Below are 24,165 nucleotides of genomic sequence, written 5' to 3'. Positions count from 1 at the left end.
AGGTTTTTTGCAGTAACTTTCATGTTTATAAATTGATATGAAGATCAAAATAATAACCTCGGTTTTAATTATTCTATTGACCAATAGTTGCAGTAACAATAAATATGCTGCCAGTAATAAACTGTATAAAAAACAGGTAAAGAATTTTGCAAAGCAATTGCGCCAGCAACCCAACACCATTGATAGCGCCATGAACGCAACCCAATGGGTGGGCACCACCAACTTTGGTATGCGTAAACCGAACTTTGTTATCATTCATCATACAGCACAAAATGCCTGCGACAGTACTTTAAGAACTTTTACCCTGCAGCGCACACAGGTAAGTGCTCATTATGTTATCTGTAAAGACGGCACCATCCATCATATGCTGAACGATTATTTAAGGGCCTGGCATGCGGGCAACAGCAAATGGGGCAATCTTACTGATGTGAACAGCAGCAGCATCGGTATCGAGATCGATAACAACGGTTTTGAGCCTTTTACGGATGCACAGATCAATAGCCTATTGATACTACTGAAAAAACTAAAGAAGGATAATAATATTCCCGTAGCGAATTTTATCGGCCACTCTGATATTGCGCCGAAAAGAAAAGTGGATCCTAATAAATATTTTCCCTGGCAGTTGCTGGCGCAGAATGGTTTTGGTTACTGGTACGATACGGCGCATGTGAATTTGCCTGCCAATTTTAATGCGATGCAATCTTTGCGTATCATCGGCTACGATACCAGGGATACCATGGCGGCCATTAAAGCCTTTAAACTTCATTTTGTGCAGCAGGATAGTTTGCCGTTGCTGAATGATGGGGAGAAAAAGATCATCTATGATTTAAGTAAGAAGTATTGAGCTGCGCTCTATATTGGGCCACGGATTACACGGATTTTCACGGATTTGTCTTTTTAGATTTGCAATAGTATTATTTATAGTACAAATTCATCCGTGAAAATCCGTGTAATCCGTGGCTAAAAGATTTTCGCCGAAGGCGGAAATATATCGCTTAACATCAAGTTAATATTGGGGCAGGCATGTTGTTTGCTGCATTTGTTAACTTCGCCGTTTAATTGTATACCGATGCGGAAAATATTTGCTTTCTCCTCTTTGTTTATTTTTATTGCTGCTGTTACGCATGCACAAAAAGAACTGACGCTGCCCAATGGCTGGTCCTTATCTCCTGCCGGAAGAAGTTTACCCCTGGGCGATCTGCCACTGAATATGGCGGTGAGCAGCTCAAAAAAATTAATGGCCGTTACCAATAATGGCCAGGGTAAACAAACTTTGCAACTGATCAACACCAAAACAGAACAGGTGCTGGACAATATTGAAATTAAAAAAAGCTGGTTGGGTTTAAAGTTCAGCAGCGATGAAAAATATTTGTTTGCCGGTGGTGGTAATGATAACTGGATATTGCAATATGCAGTGGAAGATGGCAAATTGTTGCTGAAAGACAGCATTACGCTGGGAAAGAAATGGCCCAATAAAATTTCTCCCGCAGGTATTGATATTGATGACGCCAAACATTTACTGTACGTAGTTACAAAAGATAATAATTCGCTTTACATTATCAATCTTACGGATAAATCGATTGTGCAACAGGTGCCACTGGATGCGGAAGCGTATACCTGTTTATTATCTCCTGATAAAAAGCAACTGTATATTTCTATCTGGGGCGATAAAAAGATCTCCATCTTTAATACGGTTGAAAGAAAGATCACTGCTTCTATCAACACCGGTGAACATCCCAACGAATTGTGCCTGAACAAAAAAGGCAGTTATTTATTTGTAGCGAATGCGCTGGATAATGCAGTATCTATCATTGATACCAAACAGCAAAAAGTGATTGAAACTTTGACCGCTTCTTTATATCCCGATGCGCCGCAGGGCAGCACCACCAATGGTTTGGCGCTTAGCAGCGATGAAAAAACTTTGTTCATTGCCAATGCGGATAATAATTGCTTAGCTGTGTTTGATGTAGCTAAACCGGGCACCAGCACTTCCAAAGGTTTTATACCGGTGGGCTGGTATCCCACTTGTGTAAAAGTGATCGGTAAAAAAATATTTGTTACCAATGGCAAGGGCTTTTCTTCATTTGCCAATCCACGAGGTCCGCAACCGGTAAAGCGTAAAGTAACTTACCAGGGTGGCGATGCAAGCGATAATCAATATATCGGTGGTTTAATGAAGGGCACGATGAGCATCATTGATATGCCTTCGGAAAAAGAATTGAGTGTTTATTCGCAGCAGGTGTATAAGAACACGCCTTATACCAAAGAGAAAGAAACCATGTCGAAAGGCGAAGATGGGAACCCCATTCCGCAAAGGATCGGAGATAAGTCGCCCATAAAATATGTGTTCTATGTAATAAAGGAAAACCGCACTTACGACCAGGTGCTGGGCGATGTAAAGGAAGGCAATGGTGATACTTCATTAGTTTTATTTGGAGAAAAGATAACACCTAACCAGCACAAGCTGGCCAAGGAATTTGTGTTGCTGGATAATTTTTACGTAGATGGAGAAGTAAGTGCTGATGGGCATAACTGGAGCATGGGCGCTTATGCTACAGATTACCTGGAAAAGAACTGGGTTACCAGTTATGGCGGTCGTGGCGGTACATATGATGCAGAAGGCACCCGCAAGATCGCCAACAATAAAGGCGGTTTTATATGGGATGCCTGCAAAAGAGCAGGTGTTAGTTACCGCACGTATGGTGAATTTGCCGATGATGGCAAACCCAATATCCCCAGTTTAAAAGGCCATGTGTCCACTTCTTATACCGGTTGGGATCTGAGTGTACGTGATACCGTTAGGTTTGGACAATGGCAACACGATTTTGATTCGCTGGTGGCTGCCAGTGCTTTACCGCAACTGACCACGCTGCGCTTTGGTAATGATCATACGGAAGGGGTGAAGAGAGGCAAACCAACTCCTTTTGCGCATGTTGCTGATAATGACCTGGCCGTGGGCATGTTCATTGAATATTTAAGCAAGAGCAAGGTGTGGAACGAAAGTGTTGTGTTTATACTGGAAGATGATGCACAGAATGGCCCCGACCATGTGGATGCACACCGCAGCCCTGCTTATGTGATCGGCCCGAATGTAAAAAGGAATTTTGTAGATCATACGGCGTACAGCACCAGTGGCGTATTGCGCACGATTGAACTGATATTGGGTGTAGCGCCCATGAGCCAGTACGATGCTGCAGCCACACCGCTGTGGCGTTGTTTTACTGCAAAGCAGGATCTTAGCGCATTTGCATCCCTGCCTTCGAATGTTAATCTTACTGATAAGAATACAGCTTTTAATGAATTGTCGCAACAATCGGAAGGTTTTGATTTCAGTAAGGAAGACCGTATTCCTGACCTGGAATTCAGTGAAGTGATATGGAGGGGGGTTAAAGGTTTGCACAGTGTGATGCCGGCGCCGAGAAGGGCTGCGTTTGTGAAGAAAAGTGAAGTGGAAGATGATGATTAAGTTCACCGCTCCGAAGGAGTCCTTTCCGTAGGAATCCTTGGGATTGGACAGAGAAAAAGAGAACAGGAGGTTTACGCAGAGAATTGTTTTGAAAATAAATTATAAGCAATGGAAAAAGTAAATGTTGCCGATAAACTTTCTCTATTCAGCGATCATTTTAACCCTAGGATCGTAGGGGAGCTGAACGGTCAGCATGTTAAGCTGGTGAAATTTAAAGGGGAGTTTGTGTGGCACAAGCATGATAACGAAGATGAGTTGTTTTATGTGCTGAAGGGAAGCTTTAATATGGAGTTCAGGGATAAAACGGTGACGATAGATGAAAATGAATTTTTGATCGTACCGAAGGGAGTGGAACACCGGCCGGTTGCTGCAGAAGAAGTTTCCATCATGTTGTTTGAACCTGCCACCACACTCAATACCGGCGATACGGAAGGGGAATTGACCAGGCATGAACTGGAAAAGATCTAATCCAAATCATTCATCAATACTTCAAAGCGTACTTCCTCCAACACCTGTCTTACCGAAGCTTTGTTCTCTTCTTCGTGCCATTTTACCAGCCGTATATAACCTGCTTCTATCTCTATACTGGTTATATCCCCATCGCTGAAACAGCAGCAGCCGGTATTAAAGTAAGAGGGTTTTAATTTATCGTTGGCATCCCGTTCAATATTATTAGAGGGGTGGCTGGAATATTTACCCGATGCAAATACGGGCTTGTGCGTATGCCCGGTGATCAATAATACATTTTTTCGGTTACTGCTCCATTGATGCATCAGTTTATTATGCTTGTTCAACAACGCATCATCTTTACTGGGTGTGTTTACATTGATGCGCAGGTAACGTTGCAGGGGCGTCCAGATATGCGCTACAATCCAGGTGCTGAATGCATTGTTATCACTCATTTTATCGCCCTGGTGGCCATGGGTGCAGAATATATGCAGCGTTTGCCCGTTGACAATAGTTTTTAAAATAATGCCTTCGTACACCGGCAGCGGCATTGCAAAATAAGGGGTTAGATAACGGTTGATATCCAGTTTGTTTTTCCAGATCAGGTCGTGGTTGCCGAATGTTTTAAAATAATTATTGGGTTGAAAAGCGGCTTCGGCTGCAAATACTTTTTCGTTGTTGGGCAATACCTGTTCGGGTTTATATTTCCACAGTTCTTCGCTATCGCCCATATTGATAAAAGAGAACTGCTGTTGTTTGTAATAGTCCAGCGCTTTTAAATAATTATTTTCATTGTTGGCAAAATCATCTGCGCTGTCGCGGCTGCCCTTATGCTGATCGCTGAAGATGATGAATTTATCTTGGGTGATATCAATATCGCGGCTGCAAACTCTTTTGCCGTTTTTTTTAATGTTGTTATATAATTTACTCAGCGATTTGAATACAGCAGCTTTCTCCGGTTTGGCGCTGAGGGTATTGGCCATCCAGGTGAGGGGGCGTTTGAGGAGGTATTGTAGGAGTTTACGCATGATCGTGAGGCGTGAAGCGTGAGTCGTCAGTGGTGAGTCGTGAGTAGGTCCTGGTAAATGAAGAGCTTTCCTTTCCTTCTCACGTCTCACGATTCACGTCTCACGTTGCTTTAAAGTATTTTCCAACCACCGGCAGCTTTACCAGTTCTTTCTTTTCTACCTGGCCGATGAACCAAAGATAGGCCAGTAACAAAACAGAAGCGATGCCCATGGCTGCCCAGTAATTGCTGATATATGTTGTAATGACTTTGTGCACAAAAAATAACAGCACTGCAATTACCATGTACGCCACCAGTTTTTTCCAGGGATAAGGCACCCGGTATTCTTTCTGCCCCCATACAAATGATATTACCATCATGCTTCCGTAACAGAAAAAAGTGGCCCATGCACAGGCCATGTAACTATAGTGTTTAATAAAAATATAGTTAATGATAATAGTGATGGCTGCACCGGTAAGTGTGATGTATGCACCTGCCGAAGTTTTATGCCCCAGTTTGAACCAGATAGATAAATTATAATAAATACCGAGGAACATATTGGCCAGCAAAAGAATGGGCACCACTTTTAATCCATCCCATAATTTTTCAGCGATAAAATATTTCCAGATGGGCAGGTAGAGCGACACTACTAAGAACATCACACTGATCACGATCACAAAAAATTTCATCACCCTTGCATAAGTGCGCTGCGGGTTTTCGGAACCGGCTTGTTTAAAAAAGAATGGTTCAGCACCCATACGGAATGCCTGTACAAATAAACTGATGAGGATGGATAATTTATAACAGGCGCTGTAAATAGCCACCTGTGTTTCTTTAAATTTCTCATCGCCGGGCACCCACCATTTCAGCATGATCCGGTCCATGGTTTCGTTGATTACACCACCCATGCCCACAATGATCAATGGCATAGAATATACCATGATCCTTCGCCAGAGATCTTTGTCTAATTTAAAACGGATGGCCAGTACTTCTTTATATAAAAATGCCAGGGTTACCACGGCCTGTATCAGGTTGGCCACCACGATATAATAAACGGGATTGTTCTTTGCATCCACAAAATGGCTCCAGAAGGAAGTGGGATCTTTTTTTACCGCAACATACCCGATAGATAAAAAAACATAGGTAAAGAAAAGATAAGCCAGTATGCCACTGATCTTTGCCATAGCATACTTTACGGGCCTGCCATCGTGCCTTAGTTTGGCAAATGGAATGATGCCGAAGGTATCTATCATGATGATAAATATGCTCATCCGTATCAGCTCGGGATAATCGCCAATGCCTGCAAAGCTGGCCAGCTGGTGATGGAACAGCAATAAGGTGAGCCCCAGTAAAAAAGTACTGATGATGATGGAAGTGGCTGTGGTATTGTAGATCTTTTCCCTGTCCTGTTCGTTATTGGAAAAACGGAAATAGGCTGTTTCCATACCGTAGGTAAATAATACATTCAAAAACGGCAGCACGGAATATACCAGGCTCATTTTGCCATAATCGGCCGGCGACAATACATTGGTGAGGTAAGGTGTAACCAGGTAATTTAAAAACCTTGCAGCAATAGAACTTACGCCATACCACATGGTTTGCCCGGCTAATTTTTTGATATTGCTCAATAGTTTTTTATTTTACCTTCAAATTTACTTGTATAATTTTAAATTACTTTAAAATAGTGCTTGCAACTGTTTGGTTACAAAATCTATCTTTGCATTAAACAAAACATCTATGAAATATCTTTTTACGCTGCTTTTTACCATTGCTTTATTTACTGCTGCCAACGCCCAAAGCCGTACAGGAACAGTAGAATACCAGAAAATTAACCGCCAGGCCGTGATAGCCGAACTGCCTTTTCCTGAAAAGACCATCCGGGACGCTATTGAAGATACCATGCAAAAAATGGGCTACAAAGGAAAAGACAGCAAAGGATATACCGTATATAAAGGCGTACACCTGCCGGCATTGGGCAACGACCTGTACGACCTGTATTTTTTGGCCGACCGCAAGAGCCGTAAAGACAAAGAAAGTTCCACCCTTACTTTAATGATCACGAAAGGTTATGACAGCTTTGTAAGCGACAGCAGCGACAGCCGTGTGATCAACAATGCAAAGGATTATATGGACAGTATCCGCAACACCATTGCCGCGTACGACCTGGAGCAGCAGATAGTAGCGCAGGAAGATGCGGTTAAAAAAGCGGATAAAAAATTTACCGGGCTTGTGGATGACGCTGCCAATCTTGAAAAAAAGAAAAAGAACCTGGAAAAAGATATTGAAGACAATAAAAAAGACCAGGCCAGCCAGCAGGCAGAAATAGTAAAACAAAAACAGATACTGGATACATTGAGGGGTAAACGCAGAAGTTGATAACTACTGTGGTGCATACCGCGGACTTTTCGTCAATACTGTATCAGTAAGTGTATATAAAAAATACATCAGTTCATTCTTTTGCGTATTGCTGATAGCGATACGCTTTTTTAATGCCGTATCCAGTGTAGGTTGATTGATGTTGATGCCCTTGGTATAATGATCGAGCACCTGGCCGATACTGTTGAACCTGCCATCGTGCATATATGGAAATGTGACCGCTACATTGCGCAGGCTGGGCACTTTGAATTTTAAAGAATCCTTTTTATCGCTCGTGATCTTCATGCGGCCGATATCGTTGATGGTGGGATTGAGATCAAGTCCATTATTACGGAAAGAATTATCGGTGAACAATGGTTCGGCATGGCAGCCGGCGCAATTAGTTTTAAAAAAAGCATATCCTTTCTCCTCGGCGGGTGTAAATTTTGCTTCGCCCCGCTGCACTTTATCGTATTTACTGTTACTGCTGATGATGGAGCCGGTAAACTGCGCCAACGCTTTCAACATACGCTGGCTGTTGATAACGGTTGTGCCAAATGCTGCTTTGAACATTTTCGGGTAGGCCGTGTCTTTACGTAATTTCTTTAAAACACTGTCGATATTCTCCGCCATTTCATTGTGCGCTGTTAAAGGCGCCAGTGGCTGCACTTCTATATGATTGATACCGCCATCCCAATGCAGCAGCGGCATCCAGGCCAGGTTAAAGAGTGCGGGTGCATTGCGGCTGGTGAAGGAATTATTAAAGCCATGACTGAAATCATGATCGTAGGTGGCAAATGCTGCAAACTGCTGGTGGCAACTGGCGCAGGCAAAATTGCCATCCTTGCTCAGGCGGCCATCATAAAATAATTTTTTACCGAGCTGAAATCCTTCTTCTGTTAAGGGATTGCTGGCAAAAATATCTTTGGCAGGCTTGGGCCAACCTTTGGGAATTTCCAGTTTGATATAAGTGGGTTTAAAAGGATCGGCTTCTTTTTTTGATGCGGCAATGAACAGAAATGATGTACACACGAACAGCAATAATCCTATGATGACCTTACTTTTCATTTTAGTGGTTGATCACTTCTTTTATGGTGAACATGCGGCTGTAATTATCGGCGATCTTAATGGATAATGGCCCCGGCGTCATGGTCGCAGGCGTGGTGGCGATCTGCAGATTGCTGGTTGCCTGCCAGAGCTGATCGATATCTGCGTTGATGACCAGTTCCGTTTCTTTTCCTTTTTTTACCTGTAATAAACTACCGGCCGGAAATTGCAGCGTTACGGTCCGCAAAGCATTATTGGCACCTGAAAACCCGCCGATATGGTACTCGATTTTTTTATTGAACATATTGGATACGGGGGAATGTCCTTCCAGCTTGAAAAAAATATAACCGCTGTTCCAGGTCCAGAACATGCCATGCAGGGGATCGAGTGCGCCTGTTTGTGCGCCGCTTACATTTTTAATACTGTCCACACCGATCATAAAACTGATGCTGCTGTAATCATTCTCCACAACATCAAAACCAAACTGCCAGCTGCTGCTGTCGGCTGCATCTATCAAATGATAACTTTCCGGTTCTTTAAAGGATTGCTTATTGCTGTTGATGACAATATTACTGATATAATATTTTAAACTGCTGACACGATAAGTTTCATTGAAAGGATTGCTGTATTCCATACTGTCCAGCACCAGTGGTAATGTTTTTACGGAGTGTACAAAACTGATCTTTACCGGTCCGGTATTCTTTTTATTGCGGGTAAGATCTTTACTGCTGCTGCAGATAATAACGATAAAAAGGGCAGCCGCTGATACGGATAATCTTTTTATTGCTGCGCTTACCATTTATCAGGCGTTATCTTTTTTCTGAAATCTTTTAAGGTGCCCACTTTCTTTTTAAATTCTATTCTTTTTTCTTTGGCTGCCTTGGAAGGCTGGGTGGCTTTTCTTTTTTTAGGTACAATAAGGGCCTTGTTCACCAGTTCGTTCATTTTTTTAACCACTGCCTCTTTATTACCCAGCTGGCTTCTTTCGGTCTGGCTCTTTACCAGCAAAAAGCCTTCCGCATTGATCCTGTTATTTAATTTTAACTTAACCTGTTCTTTTTGTTCGGGTGTGAAGAGGGTAGACGAATCTACCTGCCAATAGCCTTCCACCATGGTTTCCACCTTGTTAACATTCTGGCCGCCCTTGCCACCACTACGGGCTGTTTTAAATTTGATCTCCGGAGATATATCGGTCATTATCACAAATTTACCAATAAAAAGAAGGAAATTGCATCCATCGGCGGCTTATTTACGTCTATTATTTCGGTAAGACAGATTTTTTTTACATTTTTGCAATCAATCAGACAGGGCATGACCAAAGGCATCTATAATTCATTAACCGAACGAAAACACCTGGGCAAAAAATCTTTTGCTGTACTCATTGACCCCGATAAGGTCAATGACCATAATATGGAACAGCTGATCCAGCTTTCAGTAAATGCCGGCGTGGATTATTTTTTTGTTGGCGGCAGTCTTGTCATCTCCAGCTACCTGGACGAATGCCTGCAACTGATCAAAAAACAGTGCAGCATCCCCACTATTTTATTCCCCGGCAGTCCTAACCAGGTAAGCAAATATGCAGATGCTTTATTATATCTTTCCCTTATCAGTGGCCGTAATGCCGACCTGCTGATCGGTCAGCATGTGATCAGTGCACCCGTGGTTAAAAAAAGCGGGCTGGAAGTGATGCCAACGGGCTATATGGTGATCGATGGCGGTGCGCCCACAACGGTATCGTATATCAGCAACGCAACTCCCATACCGGCCGATAAGAACGAAATTGCCATGTGCACAGCCATGGCCGGCGAAATGCTGGGCATGAAGCTTATTTATATGGATGCCGGCAGCGGCGCCAAACGTGCCATTACGGAAGATATGATCGCCAAGGTTTCCAGGTCTATAGAAGTGCCTTTAATAATCGGCGGCGGCATTATTGAACCTGAAAAAGCCTACCTTAACTGCAAGGCCGGCGCTGATGTGATCGTGGTAGGTAATGCGATAGAAAAAGATCCTCACCTGATAAAGGAGATGGCCGCAGCGGTGCACAGTGTGCCGGTGAAGGCGTAAAATGGTTCAGGCCGCTTGAGCGTCCCGACCCATTAAGCGCCGAATTGCCTTAAATGATGATCCGTATGCTTATAGGCAAATATGCCGATCTGTTCCAAAGTCATAGGCCCGAAGAAAGGATGCACAAAATGATGATTATCATAATGCGCATATTCTCCCACTTTGCTGATCCATATTTTTTTCTGCTCCTCTATATCACCACTTTTTGAGGTGGTTAGTAACAGTGGACTGGTGGGCGCACCCTTACCAAAATCAGCATTTTCTTTCAGTGCATTACGCAGCAGCATCCTTCCTATCAGGCGGCCGATAAAGACACGTTTTACTGCCAGGTTGCCCCAAAACATATCATCGCACAGTATACAATGAATGGACATCTGGTACACATTCATCTTACCCCATTGGGCTTTATGCTCATCGGTTAAAGAACTGATCCTGCTGATCAGTTCTGCTCTTGTTGCAGTATCTAAAACTGTTTTCATGATAGCAATATTTAATACCCTGCAAAATATACAATATCTTAAAAGAATGAAATAAACTGTGCACCGGGCCTTGCATTATTTGCAGAGTTTTTCTTAATTTAATGTCCTGATCGTTCACCCAAGCACTACTGCATGATAAGACCTTTACTCAACTTAATATACCTGTTGTTTTTTTGCTGCGCCGCCTCCATGGCGCAACACACGCATTTTGAAAGCGGCGATATTTTTTTAGGGCAGGGCAGCGGCATCATTCAATGGCGTGATGCGCATGGTGTACTTATTAAAAACATCAACACGGGTGATGCAGGCAATGGCAATGGCACGGGCCTGCGCATCCATCCTTTAACGGGGCAATTATGGGTCACCAACTCCAACCTTACCCCCGGCAGCCCCAATGGCATAAGAATTATCAATACGGATGGCACTGTGGCGGGTACAATTGATATATCTGCTTACCAGGGAACCCCCACTTCTATTACATTCGACAGTAAAGGCAATGCTTACGTGGGCGACCTGTGGAGCCCGGTGATAGTAAAAATAAACCCGGCAGGTACAGCCATAACCGATCATTTTACTATATCAAGCGATGGCTTTGTGTACGGCCCGGAGTGGGTGGAAATGGACTGCAATGACAGCATTATCTATTATACCAATCTTAAAGAACGAGTAAAACGGTATAATGTGGCCACCCGGCAACAGTTACCCAATTATGCAGAAGTACCTAATACTCCTAACTGGCTTTTTGGTATGCGGCTTTTACCCGATAGCGGTATGGTGGTGGCGAGTGCCGATAATAAATTGTTCAGGCTGAATAAAGCAGGCGCAATTGTTCGGTCTTATGCTCCTGCCAATCTCTGCGGCTTTTTTGGTATCGCAGCCACTCCGGATGGTAAAAGTTTTTGGGCGGGTGGTCTTGCCGGTTACGGCCCCATGTACAAATTTGATATTGCCAGCGGTATGGTAGTGGATTCTTTTCTTGCAGCGCCTACGCTGCAGGGTATCAATATTCACGGCATTGCCATATATGGCGATAAGCAAAAAAACTGCGCTGCGGTTATAGTTCCCCCGCCTGCAGAAAGCGCTACTAAATTGATGCAGGTATATCCCAATCCCGGTAAAGGCGTATTTACTTTGCAAACCACTATCAGGGGTGTTGTAACGGTAAAACTCGTCAATAACCTGGGGCAGCCGGTGTTCAGTAAACAATACGAAACTGCCGCAAACAGTAATACACTGCCACTTAACCTGCAGGGTATAACGCCCGGTATTTACTTGTTGCAGGTAACGGGTAACGGAGAAGTATATACGCAAAAGATCGTAATAAAATAATTGTTGCTATTGCCAGCCCAGAGCTAGATTTAAAAAAACACCCCGGCATGCCGGGATATTTTTTATGAATATTTTTTATTTAAAATTTCATCTGGCTTTTTTCTCTCACCGCTTCCTCTTCTTTATCCTGCTTACCTGCTTCTATTTCCGCAATGGTTTTTACCAGGTATTCATCAGGGGAAAGCCTTGCCATTAAAGAAAATAACGGCGCATGAATGATAGATGTACGGGTGGTGGAACTGGCACCGAAGGAGATCGCGTTTTTTTGCGTGGTGATGGTAAGTGATTCGGGTATCTTTTCTCCCAGGGAATAATCCCAGAACCTTTCAATATACAATTTATCCTTGCCGAATTTTTTCACCCCATGTATGGATTCATTCACATCATAATCGTTGCCATTGGGGCTCATACTGAAATAATAATTCCCGTTCTTTGCCTCCTTTAATTTGGGCAGCAGGTTACGGATAGAAGAATCGGATTGCCTGCCAAAAGCTCCTTTGGGTAAAATGATGAATGAATCGATCAGGACCATAGCTTTTACCGTCATCGAATTCAGGCTGAATTTCTTTTCGCTGCTTTGCTCGGCATATTCAATTTCGTAGGCAACATATTCCTGGTTGTCCAGGTTCAGTAATCCTCCTTTTTCACCTACAGTAAAATCTTTTACAGGATCGTTGTTTAAAACAAAACTGTGCTTGCCGGGCTTTAGTGTTACTGTAATTACAGAATCTTTAAAATTGTATTGCTCTTTACCATCAATGGTGATCTTACCGGTAGCAAGATCTTTTTTATCGATCACCACTTTTACAGGATCGGAAGAACAACTGGCTAAAACAATGATACACAACAAGGGAAGTAGTTTTTTTGTCATAAGGTGGTTTTTGGGGCGAAAGATATACTAAAAAACATTTGCAGAATAAAAAGAATTGCTCTTTATTGCAGTAAAATAATCTGTACATGACCATCGTTTGGGGCCACAACAACTTTCGCTTAAAAGCCGTACCACCTGAAGAAATAGGAATGTTTAACAGGGAACTTACGGGCTATACTTTTGAATTAAGACAAAAATACGGACACCTTTTCTGGATACCTTTTATTCCCCTGGGCAAGTTCTGGGTGATTAAAAAACCGGATGGTAAATTATACCATTGTCCTGCTGATATTGAAGCGCAATTGGAACAGCGGTATCCTATCCGCACTTCTTTATGGGCATGGACAGGGCCTTTACTGATCATTGGCGGAATGATCATCTTCAGCATAAGCGAAAAGGTACATGAATACAACTGGAAAAAGGAAGCCAAAGAAAGCTATGCAGCAGCTGCAACATCACTTACAGACAGGATCAAAAATACCCGGGCCGGCGATTACCTGTTACTGCAGGTAAAGCAGCCGGGCAATAATTATTACGATTATAATAAAGTGCCGCTGAAAGTTTTGAGCGTACACAATGATGAACTTACCGTTGCAAGAATATCTGCGCAATATAAGGATGGAGAAAGTAAAGGCATCGTAAGCAATGTACGGGAGGAACAGGATAATTACAATTCCGAAGATGATATTGCCGGTATGGAATTCAAGTACGGCATCAAAGACAGTTTTGTTATCTCTAAAACAGCACTGCGACAGGCGGTATGCACAGATAACCTGGGCGAAGGTAAATTTGACGGGATCAGTATAAAAGAATTTTCGGGTACGGGTCACTGTATGCTGAAAAATATTGTGCACGTGGAAGGCCCGGTTTTAAAACTGGTGGACCTGGCGCCTGAAAAAAAAGATGGCAAATATTACGAGATCAAGAATGTAGGCTTTAATGTGCACGCGGATTCGTTGGTAGCTTACAGTAAAGGCGAGCCCTGGCAGATATCGAAAGAAAGGCAATTTTATTACGGTGATATCATTGCTATCAAATGCAATACAAAAGACTCTGCCATTTTATATACCAGCGATTATAAAAAGCGGGTATATAAAAACAAGATCGATAATACCGGCTACAGCATACAATGCAGTTCCTTAACAGAATAATACCAGCCCTGTTGAGGCTGGTATTATATACTGTTTTATAAAGTAAAATCCTTAACTGCTTATTGCAGCTTTGCAACCCTGCTCGGTGTATCTTTTCCGTTGATAATGGAAGTGCTGCTGATAGCCACCGCTTTTATGATCTCCGCCATATTGTTCATATCCAGTGTGCTGATATCATCGCTTTGTTTGTGATAATTAGGTTCATCATTCGGCGCTTCTTCCATTTTAGCAGTGGAGATGGTATGTGCCGGCACGCCCAGCTCGGCCAGTGTGGCATTGTCGCTGCGGTAAAATAAATTCTGTTTGGGATAGGGGTCAGGTTCAAAATGAAATTTAGAACCGGCGAGGTTGTTCTGTAATATTTTTCCCATATCGCTTTTTTCATACCCCGTAATATAAGCACTGTTGTAACCCCATTTGCTTTGTGTACCGATCATTTCAATATTGAACATGGCCACCACTTTATCGGCAGTTAATTGCTTGCTGAAATAACGGCTGCCAAAACCACCGATCTCTTCGGCAGTAAAAGCAACGAATATAATCGTGCGCTCATTTTTTTCTTTTTGTGCACTGAAATATTTTGCCAGCATCATTACTGCAGTAGTTCCTGCAGCATCGTCGTTGGCGCCATTAAAAATGCTGTCCTGGTTCTTATCAGCTTTGCCGATACCCAAATGATCATAATGTCCGCTGAACACCACGTATTCATCTTTTTTGCTTTTGCCCGGTAACACACCCACTACATTCTTCAAATGTTGTTCGGTCAGTTCATTTTTAATATGCAGGTTAATGGCAGCAGGATTAAGATTGCCGGTTAAAATAAATACCTGCGATACAGCCGATTTGAATTTGGCATTGCCTGCAAAGCGCTGCATACCTTTAAAACGCCTGGTATGCGCAGTATCAACTAATACGATCACATTTTTTTCCAGGTCAAAAACCGGGAACACCACTTTTGAAAAATCATCCTCTTTTTTTACTACCACTACCTGGTAATCCTGCAATGAAGTGATATTGATCTCCGCCGAAGTGGTATTGGCAGCAATATTGGCTGCAGTAAGTGGTTCACTATCCAGCGTACCGCTTACATCCACCGCTTTGGCCTTGGTCATTATAAATTCCTGGAAATAAGTTTTACTATCGCCAAAGAAAGCCAGCTTGCTTTTGGCAAATTCGGCTGCAATAAAATCTGCAGCTTTGTCAATACCCGGTGTAAAGGTTTTGCGGCCCTGCATATCATCCGATGAAAGTACTTTTTCTATACGCTCCACTTCCGCGGCATTAATGACCTTATCAATTTTTTGTGCAAAAGAAAGCAGGCCGATAGAGCCTGCGCAAATAGTTAACAATATTTTCTTCATTAGAAAGGTTTAATTATTCATTTTATTAATTATCAAAGACTCATCATTTCTTTAAACTTAACCGCCTGCCTACGGCTTACTTCTATTTTTTCGCCGCCGTGCAGCTCCAGTAAAAGACCGCCGTTAAAATAAGGTTCTATTTTTTCTATCATGCGCAGGTTAACAATATGCTTGCGGTTGGCGCGGAAAAAAACTTTTTCATCCAGTCTTTCTTCCAGTGCATTCAGCGATTTTAAGATCAGCGGCTTATTAGGTCCGAAGAATACTTTGGCGTAGTTACCAACGCTCTCGAATAGACGCACTTCGCCCAGTTTTACAAACCAGCAGCGTTCGCCATCTTTTACAAATACCTGGTCGGCTTCAGTGAGTATACCACGGTTGATACCGGCCATAGTAGCTGCCAGTTCTTTTTCTTCGGCCTGTTGTAATTTTTGCAGGGCATCGGCCAGGCGTTTAGGCTCTACCGGTTTCATCAGGTAATCCAGTGCATTCACTTCAAATGCCTTTAAAGCATATTCATCGTAAGCGGTGGTAAAAATAACATGCGGCGCTTTTTCCAGTTCGGTCAGCATATCAAAACCGGTTTTGCCGGGCATCTGTATATCCAGGAAAATAAGATCGGGAGAAAGGTTCTCTATCTTTTCCAGTCCTTCGGCAGCATTGGCCGCTTCACCCACCACTTCAATTTCGGGAAATTCCAGTAACAGTTTTTTCAGTTCATTTCTTGCCAAACGTTCATCATCAATAATTACGGCCTTTTGCATAGTTGTGTTGCTTTATATTCAATAGAAACTGTTATAAGGAAACAGGCATGGTAACCTTGCTTTCCACCATATTGCTGTTTATATTCTTTATTTCAAAATGTGCTTTGCCCTGGTACATCAGGTTCAGCCTGTCCTGCGTGCTTTTGATACCAAAGCCATCGCCATTCAGGTTACCATTCAACTGACCGGTGTTCTGTACCAGCAGTTCCAGGTTATCGCCTTTAAAATCGGCCACAATGCGTACCACGCCACCATTCACCAGTTTGCTGATGCCGTGCTTGATGGAATTTTCCACCAGCGTTTGCAGCATCATCGGTGGCACCTGCTGGCCCAGTGTATCCTGGTCAATATCCATTTCCACATTCAGCCTTTCTTCAAAACGCATGTGCTCCAATGCCAGGTAATCCTTTACAATATCCAGTTCTTTCTGCAACGACACGGTCTCGGCCTTTTCTGCCTTCATGCTGCTGCGCAGTATATTACTCAGCTCGGTAATGGCCGTTCGTGCCCGTTCCGGATTTTCATCCACCAGGGCCCGTATGCTGTTCAAAGAATTAAAGATAAAGTGAGGATTGATATGAGATTTGATGGTCTTTAATTCCAATTCTTTAATGCTGCTTTCCAGTTTCAGGCGGTCCAGCTGGTCTTTCCTGTTCTTATCTACATAATGATACACCACGTAGATCAAAAACCAAAGGGCTATCAGCAACAGGTTTTGATAAATGCCCAGTTGATCGCCTTTATCCTGGTATTTCCATACACCCTGGCTGTTGCGGTACCAGCCGGTATTCTTTTTAATATCCGAAATGGCTTTAAGGCTCAGGGAATCCCTGACGGGGGAGCTACTGTAATAAGCGACCTTATCCAGCCCTGCATTGGCTTCGGCTTTTTTGGCCCTTTCCAGTTTATTGTTCTGGATATACTTATCAAAAGAATAAGGCGTGTTGTGCTCAATAGCATTACCGCCATAAAACAATAACAGGCCGGTTGCCCCGATGCTGATGATAAAAACAAGCCAGATCTTATTTAAAGAGAACTTTAACCAGTTGGTATTTTTTATTACGGTTCGCAGGATATGGGTACAGATGATACCCGAAACGAGGTAAATGCCCAGGCTGATCAGGTATTCATCCTGCCCGCCGTGTTGTGCAAACTGCTCCCTGAAAACACCGAGGTTAAAATAAATATGGATAAGGCCAAATATTCCCCAACCCAAAACCTGGCACAGCCAGTATCTTATGTTCGTTTTACCCATAATGCAAATCTAACCTTCAAGATAGTGAATTTACGGTAGCTTTTGATTAATGGCGAAATGTTGGTGTGGGAGGTTCGGATCCACACGCCGCCCGGGGCGCATTTTCTGGCTATTTTTTACCGGTGTGCAACCCATTTGCCGCTGTATCAATCTAAAGCTTATTAACAACTTAAAACTAACAAACATGTCATTCAATTTAATTGATGCAGCCAAAGCCCTTTTTACCCCCGAACTGGTGAATAAGGCGAGCGCCTACCTGGGAGAAAGTGAGAGCGGGATCAACAAAGCTATCAGCGGGATAGTACCTACCATTGTAAGCGGACTGATCCATAAAGCTTCCACACAGGAAGGCGCCAATACAGTAAATCATTGGGTAAATGAACAACATAACTCACTGACATCGTATAACCTTAGTAGTTTTTTGGGGAACGAGAACGGCAATATGCTGCAAAAAGCCGCCGGCCTGCTGCATAATTTTTTTGGTGATAAAACAGATGGACTCATTTCCCTGGTATCCAATTTTGCCGGTATCAGGCAATCTTCGGGCGCCTCTTTATTAAGTATGGCATTGCCTGCGGTACTGGGTTTACTGGGCAGGCATACCACCGATGGCAGCACACCGGCAACATTATTAAGCAGCCAGAAGAATAATGTAACAACTGCGATGCCTGCAGGGTTCAATGTTGGCAATATCCTGGGCAGTCTTCAAGCAAAAACCAGCGATACAGGTGCAGAAAGGTCCCATACTGTTCATTACAGCAATGAAAAAGAAAAAAAATCACCATTTACATTAAATATACTGCTGCCCCTGTTTTTGCTGGCGGGGCTGGGTTTGCTGGCATGGCTGTTGTTTAGCAAAGGTTGTAACAATACAGATACGGCAGCCGCAGATGGTAATGACAGCCTTTCTGTAAAAACGAATGAAAACAGCAACGAAGTAAAAGATAATAAAACGGCTACAATAACCGGCAAACTGGATTCGCTTACCGGCGACTGGTATTATGATGATGGCGACCTGGCTGTGCTGGAACTGCCCAACGGCACCAATTTAACGGTAGGAAAAAACAGTACAGAGTATAAACTGATCAATTTTTTAAAAGACGAAAAAGCAATACCCGATACCGTAAAAGGTACCTGGTTTGAATTTACCAATGTGCACTTTAAAAAAGGCGGCACCGAACTTACCGACGAATCGATGGGGCAACTGAAGAACATGGTGGCCATAGCAAAAGCTTACCCATTGGCCAGGTTTAAGTTTGGTGGCTATACTGATAATACGGGTTCTGATGCTGTAAATGTGCCCCTGTCGCAAAAAAGGGCAACTGCAGTGGCAGCGATCATCACTAAACTGGGCGCCCCGGCCGAAAGTATTGTAGGTGCCGAAGGTTATGGCAGCCAGTGGCCCATTGCCAGCAACGAAACAAAAGAAGGACAGGCCCAGAACCGCCGTGTGGCGATAAGGCTAAAGTCAAAATAGTTCAGGCGTGAAGAGTGGTAAGGCCGCCGGATAACCCGGTGGCCTGTGTTTTTTATGGCCTGAACAGGACAGGGATTTTTCGAATGGTGAAATACCTATTTTTGCCGCTATGCAATTAACCCAGGTAACGGACCAGCTTACAGCCCGCCAGTTTTTACTTACAGCAGTGGAGATCTACAAGAACGAATCCAACTGGATACGCCCGCTGGACAAAGACATTGATGATGTTTTTTGTAAAGAAAAGAACAAAGCCTATCGTTTTGGAGAAGCCGAAAGGTGGATACTGAAAGATGATAATGGCAAACTGATTGGCCGTATTGCAGCCTTTACCAATAAAAAATACAAGAACAAGGGAGATGATGTGCCTGTGGGAGGGATCGGTTTTTTTGAATGCATCAACGACCAGGCCGCCGCCGATCTTTTACTGGATACCGTTAAGCATTGGTTGCAGCAAAAAGGTATGGAAGCCATGGACGGCCCGATCAATTTTGGCGAACGCGACCGCTGGTGGGGCATGGTTACAGAAGGCTTTAACCCGCCCCTGTATTGCATGAACTACAACCTGCCTTATTATGTTACCCTTTTTGAGAATTATGGTTTCAGGCTTTTCTTTAACCAGGTTTGTTTTGGATTTGATCCCATAAAACCATTACTGCCCAAAATTGTGCAGCGGCACGCCATTATAGAAGCCGATAAAGCGTTTAGTTTTTCGACCATCAAAAAAAATCAGCTGGAAAAATTTGCACAGGATTTCAGCATTATCTACAATAAAGCATGGGCGGGCCACGGTGGTTTAAAAGAACTGAATAAAGAACAGGTGCTGCTCACTTTTAAAAAGATGAAGCCGGTGATGGATGAGCGCATTGTTTATTTTGCTTACTATAATCACGAGCCTATTGCCATGTTCATTAACCTGCCTGATCTGAACCATTATTTTAAAAGAATGAATGGCAAGTTTGGACTGTTACAGAAAATAAAATTCCTGCTGCTGCAAAAATTCAACCCCGCCAAAAAATTCACCGGCCTGGTATTTGGTATTGTGCCTGAATGGCAGGGAAAAGGTGTGGACGCATATTTGATAGGAGAATGTGGTAAGATCATACAGGTACCATCGAGGCCTTATACGGAATATGAGATGCAGTGGATAGGTGATTTTAACCCCAAAATGGTGAATGTGGCGGAGAACTTTGGTGAAACTTTCCGTAGCCGCAACCTGGCCACTTACCGCTATCTTTTCGACAGGAATAAGGAATTCAAAAGGCACCCGATATTAATTTGAGATTGTACCCCCATCCCCTAAAGGGGAGCAATTATTGACGGACATAATAGTGTTTGCAAAACCTTTTACACAAAAGCAGTAAACTCTTATTAAATTGCAGTGTTCAAATTATTTTAATCTTTAAAGCCCCTTTAGGGGTTGGGGTAAATGGATAAATTCATCGTTTCAGCACGTAAATACAGGCCGCAAAACTTTTCTACAGTGGTGGGGCAGTCGCATATAACCACTACTTTAAAAAACGCCATCAAAAATAACCAGCTAGCCCATGCATTTTTATTTTGCGGACCCAGGGGTGTGGGTAAAACCACCTGTGCAAGGATACTGGCAAAGACCATCAATTGCGAGAACCAGACCAAGGATGGCGAAGCCTGCAATACCTGTAACAGCTGTGTATCTTTTGACGCCGGTACCTCGTTGAATATTCACGAACTGGATGCTGCCAGCAACAACTCGGTGGATGATATCCGGAGCCTGGTGGAGCAGGTACGCTTTGCGCCACAGGCCGGTAAATACAAAGTGTATATTGTGGACGAGGTGCACATGTTAAGCGCATCGGCATTCAATGCTTTTTTGAAAACACTGGAAGAACCACCGCCTTATGCCATTTTTATCTTGGCCACCACCGAAAAGCATAAGATACTGCCCACTATTTTAAGCCGCTGCCAGATATTTGATTTTAAAAGGATCACCAATAACGATACGGTAGAGCACTTACAGGAGATCTGTGATAAAGAAGAAATAAAAGCAGACAAAGCCGCCCTGCACATCATTGCGCAAAAAAGCGAGGGCTGCATGCGGGATTCCTTAAGCATACTGGATAAGATAGTAAGCTTTACCAATGGCGAACTGAATTATGCCAATACGCTGGAACACCTGAATATACTGGATGAAGATTATTATTTTAAGTTCCTCGATTATATGCAGCAGCAGGATATGAGCAATGCCATGCTGTTGTACGATGAAATTAACCGCAAGGGTTTTGAAGGAGATACCGTGCTCGAAGGCTTTGCAGAGTTCATCCGGAATATACTGGTAAGCAAGGATACAAAAGCGGCTATCTTATTAGAAGTGGCAGAAGATTTTAAACAGAAATATTTACAGGCCGCACAAAAGATCAATGCGGGCTGGCTGATAGGCGCCCTGAACCTGGTGACAGAAGCAGAGATCAATTATAAACAGGCCCGCAATAAAAGATTACTGGTGGAACTGACGCTGATCAAACTCAGCTACCTGCAGCAGGCGGTAGAACTGGTAAGCAATGACGGGGCCGGCTTAAGTAAAAAAAAACTGGTTGATGCAGCAAAACCTGTAGCCTTCAGGGCGGTGGCGCCGGTAAGGCTGAAGGAAGAGATGCAAGCCGTACAGCAACCGGCAAAAACTACCGCTCCCGTAGAAGCAAAACTGGTAATTGAAAGCGAACCGGTAAAAAAGACCAGTCGCACCACCAGTGCAACACCTCCTGCCACCACTAATGAGCCTGCACAGCCCAAAGCGGGCATTGCATCGCTGGCAAAGATCCGCCAGCAGGTATCGGAACTGCATAAGAACAGCGGCAGCACTGCCAAAGAAATAACAGAAGAAGAACTGTATGTGGCCTGGGGCTTATTTATAGAAAAACTGGTGGAAAGAAAGAACCATTCTGCCGTTACCAATTTTAAAATGGCCACGCTGAATATCAAAGACAGCAACAGCATCGAGATCGTTACAGAAAATAATATCCAGCAAAAATTCATTGAGCAGGAAAGGGCAGGACTGGTGGAACACCTGCAATCACATTTCTGCAATAAGCAACTGGTGTACACCGTGATCATTGTAGAGAAAGAATATACCCAGGCGCCCGTGGAAAAAACGCTTACTTCAAGGGAACAATACCTGCGGATAATAGAAGAATACCCAATGGTGAAGGAATTAAAAGACCGGCTGAAACTGGAGCTGGATTATTAAAAAATTACGGGTTGGTTTTTGTTGCGGGTTACGGGTTAACCGATTATTTTAGTTTGTTTTATTCTTATATGTTTATTCACTGCAAATCATCCAAAAACAAAACTAACCCGTAACCCGTAACTTTTTATTTCTTTTCCCCAATTTGCATTAATTTCGAACCTCAATTTAAAAAATCAGAAATAGTTAATATATGGCAGAAGTGATACGCATGCCGCTTTTAAGCGATACTATGACCGAAGGGAAAATAGTAACGTGGAATAAAAAGGTAGGCGACAAAGTAAAAAGCGACGATGTGCTTGCAGATGTGGAAACAGATAAAGCTACGATGGAAGTGGTGGGTTATGCAGACGGTACTCTTTTATACATTGGTGTACCGGCCGGCGAAGCCGCCAAGATCAACCAGATCATTGCAATAGTGGGCAAGGAAGGTGAAGATTATAAAGGCTTGCTGGATGGAGATGGTGGCGCCAAAGCTGCACCGGCAGCGGCCCCTGTAGCATCAGCACCTGCTGCCGCACCAGTTGCACCCGCAGCAAATACAACCAAAGTGGCCCTGCCGGCAGGCGCCAAAGAAATACGCATGCCTTTGCTGAGTGATACCATGACGGAAGGAAAGATCGTATCATGGAATAAAAAAGTAGGCGATTTTGTAAAATCGGATGATGTGCTGGCTGATGTGGAAACCGATAAAGCTACCATGGAAGTGGTGGGTTATGAAGAAGGTACTTTGCTTTATGTAGGTGTGGAAGCCGGTAAAGCTGCAAAAATAAACCAGATCATAGCTATTGTTGGTAAAGCAGGTACGGATGTAAGCGCTTATGTGGCCGCCGAAAAAAGCGGTGCCAATGCTGGTGCACAACCTGTAGCAACTGCCGAAACACCCGCAACAGCTCCAACTGCGCCGGAAACTATTACAGCAGCAGAACCGGTGGCTGCCACTAATGGCAGGGTAAAAGCTTCTCCATTGGCTAAAAAATTAGCCGCAGAAAAAGGATTTGATATCAGCAAAATAACCGGCAGTGGCGATGGTGGAAGGATCACCAAGAAAGATGTGGACGGATATGTTCCCGCTGCAGCGCCGGCTGCAACTGCTGCTAAAACCAGTTCTGTTGCACCATCCAATTATGTTGCAGGTGTAGAAAGCTTCGACGAAATAGAGATCACCAATATCAGGAAGACGATCGTTAGGCGTTTGACGGAAAGTCAATTCAACGCATTGCATATCTTTTTAACGATCGAGATCGATATGGATAATGCTATTGCAGCCAGGGCAAGTATCAATGATATAGCTGCACCTGCAAAAGTATCGTTCAATGATATGGTTGTAAAAGCCTGTGCAGTAGCGCTTAAAAAACACCCGATGTGTAATGCATCCTGGAGAGGCGATAAGATCATTGTAAACCATCATGTACACGTTGGTGTTGCCATGGCTGTTGAAGATGGACTTGTTGTTCCGGTGGTTCGTTTTGCCGATAATAAAACCATGTCGCAGATATCTGCAGATGTGAAAGATTTTTCGGGCAAAGCAAAATCAAAGAAACTATCGCCGATGGATATGAGTGGCAATACCTTTACCGTATCTAATTTGGGTATGTTTGGTATCGATCAGTTCACATCTATTATCAATACACCGGATGCCTGCATCTTATCGGTAGGTGCTATCAAACAGGTACCGGTTGTTAAAAACAACCAGGTCGTTCCGGGTAATATCATGAAAGTAACCTTGGCTTGCGACCACCGCGTTGTGGATGGGGCTGTAGGTGCTGCTTTCTTACAAACATTAAAGAAATACTTAGAGAACCCTGTTACCATGTTAGCCTAAGGGTCGGGGCGCTCCAAGCGACCTGAACCGTGTGGTAATCGTGAG

At 43.4% G+C, this 24,165-nt stretch carries 20 protein-coding genes and 1 pseudogene; 11 read left to right on the top strand and 10 right to left on the bottom strand.

Annotation, left to right across the window (positions count from 1 at the left end):
- Nucleotides 1-37 precede the first annotated feature (37 nt).
- The 3 genes from QM738_RS02365 to QM738_RS02355 all read left to right on the top strand — a co-directional run bounded on the left by QM738_RS02365 (nt 38) and on the right by QM738_RS02355 (nt 3,934).
- Nucleotides 38-844: an N-acetylmuramoyl-L-alanine amidase gene (locus tag QM738_RS02365; RefSeq protein ID WP_462275076.1), complete on the top strand. Its 807-nt coding sequence runs from the start codon at nt 38-40 to the stop codon at nt 842-844.
- 225 nt (nt 845-1,069) lie between these two features.
- Nucleotides 1,070-3,466: a bifunctional YncE family protein/alkaline phosphatase family protein gene (locus QM738_RS02360; RefSeq protein ID WP_462275075.1), complete on the top strand. Its 2,397-nt coding sequence runs from the start codon at nt 1,070-1,072 to the stop codon at nt 3,464-3,466.
- 108 nt (nt 3,467-3,574) lie between these two features.
- Complete coding sequence (locus QM738_RS02355) at nt 3,575-3,934, top strand: cupin domain-containing protein (protein ID WP_462275074.1); 360 nt, start codon at nt 3,575-3,577, stop codon at nt 3,932-3,934.
- On the opposite strand, the gene QM738_RS02350 is transcribed toward QM738_RS02355, so the two are convergent.
- Both QM738_RS02350 and QM738_RS02345 read right to left on the bottom strand, forming a co-directional pair.
- The gene (locus QM738_RS02350) at nt 3,931-4,941 is read right to left on the bottom strand and encodes a metallophosphoesterase (RefSeq protein ID WP_462275073.1); all 1,011 of its coding nucleotides are present in this window, start codon (nt 4,939-4,941) and stop codon (nt 3,931-3,933) included. The genes QM738_RS02355 and QM738_RS02350 overlap by 4 nt on opposite strands.
- Before the next feature lie 100 nt (nt 4,942-5,041).
- The gene (locus QM738_RS02345) at nt 5,042-6,547 is read right to left on the bottom strand and encodes a lipopolysaccharide biosynthesis protein (protein WP_462275072.1); all 1,506 of its coding nucleotides are present in this window, start codon (nt 6,545-6,547) and stop codon (nt 5,042-5,044) included.
- A gap of 109 nt (nt 6,548-6,656) precedes the next feature.
- Here QM738_RS02345 and QM738_RS02340 point away from each other — a divergent pair, with 109 nt between their 5' ends.
- The gene (locus QM738_RS02340; RefSeq protein ID WP_462275071.1) at nt 6,657-7,295 is read left to right on the top strand and encodes a hypothetical protein; all 639 of its coding nucleotides are present in this window, start codon (nt 6,657-6,659) and stop codon (nt 7,293-7,295) included.
- A gap of 3 nt (nt 7,296-7,298) precedes the next feature.
- Here QM738_RS02340 and QM738_RS02335 read toward each other — a convergent pair whose 3' ends face one another.
- The 3 genes and pseudogenes from QM738_RS02335 to arfB all read right to left on the bottom strand — a co-directional run.
- Entirely contained in the window at nt 7,299-8,342 is a 1,044-nt protein-coding gene (locus QM738_RS02335; protein WP_462275070.1) for a cytochrome-c peroxidase, read from the bottom strand.
- A 1-nt stretch (nt 8,343) separates the two neighbouring features.
- Complete coding sequence (locus tag QM738_RS02330) at nt 8,344-9,120, bottom strand: MbnP family protein (RefSeq protein WP_462275069.1); 777 nt, start codon at nt 9,118-9,120, stop codon at nt 8,344-8,346.
- Nucleotides 9,114-9,509: pseudogene (gene arfB / locus QM738_RS02325) on the bottom strand (alternative ribosome rescue aminoacyl-tRNA hydrolase ArfB); the annotation flags it as partial. The gene QM738_RS02330 and the pseudogene arfB, both read right to left, overlap by 7 nt.
- Nucleotides 9,510-9,632: 123 nt before the next feature.
- On the opposite strand from arfB, the gene QM738_RS02320 reads away from it, so the two are divergent.
- Nucleotides 9,633-10,388, top strand: a complete 756-nt coding sequence (locus tag QM738_RS02320; RefSeq protein ID WP_462275068.1) for a phosphoglycerol geranylgeranyltransferase — start codon at nt 9,633-9,635, stop codon at nt 10,386-10,388.
- 32 nt (nt 10,389-10,420) lie between these two features.
- On the opposite strand, the gene QM738_RS02315 is transcribed toward QM738_RS02320, so the two are convergent.
- Nucleotides 10,421-10,867 (bottom strand): DUF1569 domain-containing protein, encoded by a 447-nt coding sequence (locus tag QM738_RS02315; protein WP_462275067.1) that lies wholly within the window; start codon nt 10,865-10,867, stop codon nt 10,421-10,423.
- A gap of 132 nt (nt 10,868-10,999) precedes the next feature.
- Here QM738_RS02315 and QM738_RS02310 point away from each other — a divergent pair, with 132 nt between their 5' ends.
- On the top strand, nt 11,000-12,196 hold the full coding sequence (locus QM738_RS02310) for a T9SS type A sorting domain-containing protein (protein WP_462275066.1): 1,197 nt from the start codon (nt 11,000-11,002) through the stop codon (nt 12,194-12,196).
- A gap of 79 nt (nt 12,197-12,275) precedes the next feature.
- On the opposite strand, the gene QM738_RS02305 is transcribed toward QM738_RS02310, so the two are convergent.
- Nucleotides 12,276-13,067, bottom strand: coding sequence for a hypothetical protein (locus tag QM738_RS02305; protein WP_462275065.1), 792 nt, complete (start codon nt 13,065-13,067; stop codon nt 12,276-12,278).
- Between the two features lie 86 nt (nt 13,068-13,153).
- Between QM738_RS02305 and QM738_RS02300 the strand changes: the two genes are divergently transcribed.
- Nucleotides 13,154-14,218: a hypothetical protein gene (locus tag QM738_RS02300; protein WP_462275064.1), complete on the top strand. Its 1,065-nt coding sequence runs from the start codon at nt 13,154-13,156 to the stop codon at nt 14,216-14,218.
- Nucleotides 14,219-14,277: 59 nt separating this feature from the next.
- Here QM738_RS02300 and QM738_RS02295 read toward each other — a convergent pair whose 3' ends face one another.
- From QM738_RS02295 to QM738_RS02285, 3 genes are read right to left on the bottom strand one after another with little or no spacing between them, the layout of a single operon-like run.
- On the bottom strand, nt 14,278-15,579 hold the full coding sequence (locus QM738_RS02295; protein ID WP_462275063.1) for a M28 family metallopeptidase: 1,302 nt from the start codon (nt 15,577-15,579) through the stop codon (nt 14,278-14,280).
- A gap of 32 nt (nt 15,580-15,611) precedes the next feature.
- A complete protein-coding gene (locus QM738_RS02290) occupies nt 15,612-16,343 on the bottom strand; it encodes a LytR/AlgR family response regulator transcription factor (RefSeq protein WP_462275062.1) in 732 nt (243 codons plus the stop codon).
- A gap of 31 nt (nt 16,344-16,374) precedes the next feature.
- The gene (locus tag QM738_RS02285) at nt 16,375-17,598 is read right to left on the bottom strand and encodes a sensor histidine kinase (protein WP_462275061.1); all 1,224 of its coding nucleotides are present in this window, start codon (nt 17,596-17,598) and stop codon (nt 16,375-16,377) included.
- A 184-nt stretch (nt 17,599-17,782) separates the two neighbouring features.
- On the opposite strand from QM738_RS02285, the gene QM738_RS02280 reads away from it, so the two are divergent.
- The 4 genes from QM738_RS02280 (at nt 17,783) to QM738_RS02265 (ending at nt 24,120) form a co-directional block, all read left to right on the top strand.
- Nucleotides 17,783-19,075, top strand: a complete 1,293-nt coding sequence (locus QM738_RS02280; RefSeq protein WP_462275060.1) for a DUF937 domain-containing protein — start codon at nt 17,783-17,785, stop codon at nt 19,073-19,075.
- 109 nt (nt 19,076-19,184) lie between these two features.
- Nucleotides 19,185-20,354 carry a hypothetical protein gene (locus QM738_RS02275; protein WP_462275059.1) on the top strand — a complete coding sequence of 390 codons (1,170 nt, stop codon included), beginning with the start codon at nt 19,185-19,187 and terminating at the stop codon, nt 20,352-20,354.
- Between the two features lie 147 nt (nt 20,355-20,501).
- Nucleotides 20,502-22,298 carry a DNA polymerase III subunit gamma/tau gene (locus QM738_RS02270; RefSeq protein ID WP_462275058.1) on the top strand — a complete coding sequence of 599 codons (1,797 nt, stop codon included), beginning with the start codon at nt 20,502-20,504 and terminating at the stop codon, nt 22,296-22,298.
- 190 nt (nt 22,299-22,488) lie between these two features.
- Nucleotides 22,489-24,120, top strand: coding sequence for a 2-oxo acid dehydrogenase subunit E2 (locus tag QM738_RS02265; RefSeq protein WP_462275057.1), 1,632 nt, complete (start codon nt 22,489-22,491; stop codon nt 24,118-24,120).
- The last annotated feature ends 45 nt before the right edge of the window (nt 24,121-24,165 follow it).

Origin of the sequence: Ferruginibacter sp., from assembly GCF_049840995.1 — a bacterium.
Lineage (GTDB): Bacteria > Bacteroidota > Bacteroidia > Chitinophagales > Chitinophagaceae > Ferruginibacter.
The sequence above is the reverse complement of the archived record's forward strand: the minus strand, read 5'-3'. Positions and strand labels throughout refer to the sequence as shown.

Excerpts from the sequence above, each read along its gene's own strand:
- QM738_RS02350 (WP_462275073.1), bottom strand. The coding sequence starts at position 4,941 with ATGCGTAAACTCCTACAATACCTCCTCAAACGCCCCCTCACCTGGATG.
- QM738_RS02315 (WP_462275067.1), bottom strand. The coding sequence starts at position 10,867 with ATGAAAACAGTTTTAGATACTGCAACAAGAGCAGAACTGATCAGCAGG.
- QM738_RS02300 (WP_462275064.1), top strand. The coding sequence starts at position 13,154 with ATGACCATCGTTTGGGGCCACAACAACTTTCGCTTAAAAGCCGTACCA.
- QM738_RS02320 (WP_462275068.1), top strand. The coding sequence starts at position 9,633 with ATGACCAAAGGCATCTATAATTCATTAACCGAACGAAAACACCTGGGC.
- QM738_RS02275 (WP_462275059.1), top strand. The coding sequence starts at position 19,185 with ATGCAATTAACCCAGGTAACGGACCAGCTTACAGCCCGCCAGTTTTTA.
- QM738_RS02365 (WP_462275076.1), top strand. The coding sequence starts at position 38 with ATGAAGATCAAAATAATAACCTCGGTTTTAATTATTCTATTGACCAAT.
- QM738_RS02310 (WP_462275066.1), top strand. The coding sequence starts at position 11,000 with ATGATAAGACCTTTACTCAACTTAATATACCTGTTGTTTTTTTGCTGC.
- QM738_RS02285 (WP_462275061.1), bottom strand. The coding sequence starts at position 17,598 with ATGGGTAAAACGAACATAAGATACTGGCTGTGCCAGGTTTTGGGTTGG.
- QM738_RS02305 (WP_462275065.1), bottom strand. The coding sequence starts at position 13,067 with ATGACAAAAAAACTACTTCCCTTGTTGTGTATCATTGTTTTAGCCAGT.
- QM738_RS02355 (WP_462275074.1), top strand. The coding sequence starts at position 3,575 with ATGGAAAAAGTAAATGTTGCCGATAAACTTTCTCTATTCAGCGATCAT.
- QM738_RS02295 (WP_462275063.1), bottom strand. The coding sequence starts at position 15,579 with ATGAAGAAAATATTGTTAACTATTTGCGCAGGCTCTATCGGCCTGCTT.
- QM738_RS02360 (WP_462275075.1), top strand. The coding sequence starts at position 1,070 with ATGCGGAAAATATTTGCTTTCTCCTCTTTGTTTATTTTTATTGCTGCT.
- QM738_RS02280 (WP_462275060.1), top strand. The coding sequence starts at position 17,783 with ATGTCATTCAATTTAATTGATGCAGCCAAAGCCCTTTTTACCCCCGAA.
- QM738_RS02330 (WP_462275069.1), bottom strand. The coding sequence starts at position 9,120 with ATGGTAAGCGCAGCAATAAAAAGATTATCCGTATCAGCGGCTGCCCTT.
- QM738_RS02340 (WP_462275071.1), top strand. The coding sequence starts at position 6,657 with ATGAAATATCTTTTTACGCTGCTTTTTACCATTGCTTTATTTACTGCT.
- QM738_RS02270 (WP_462275058.1), top strand. The coding sequence starts at position 20,502 with ATGGATAAATTCATCGTTTCAGCACGTAAATACAGGCCGCAAAACTTT.
- QM738_RS02290 (WP_462275062.1), bottom strand. The coding sequence starts at position 16,343 with ATGCAAAAGGCCGTAATTATTGATGATGAACGTTTGGCAAGAAATGAA.
- QM738_RS02335 (WP_462275070.1), bottom strand. The coding sequence starts at position 8,342 with ATGAAAAGTAAGGTCATCATAGGATTATTGCTGTTCGTGTGTACATCA.
- QM738_RS02265 (WP_462275057.1), top strand. The coding sequence starts at position 22,489 with ATGGCAGAAGTGATACGCATGCCGCTTTTAAGCGATACTATGACCGAA.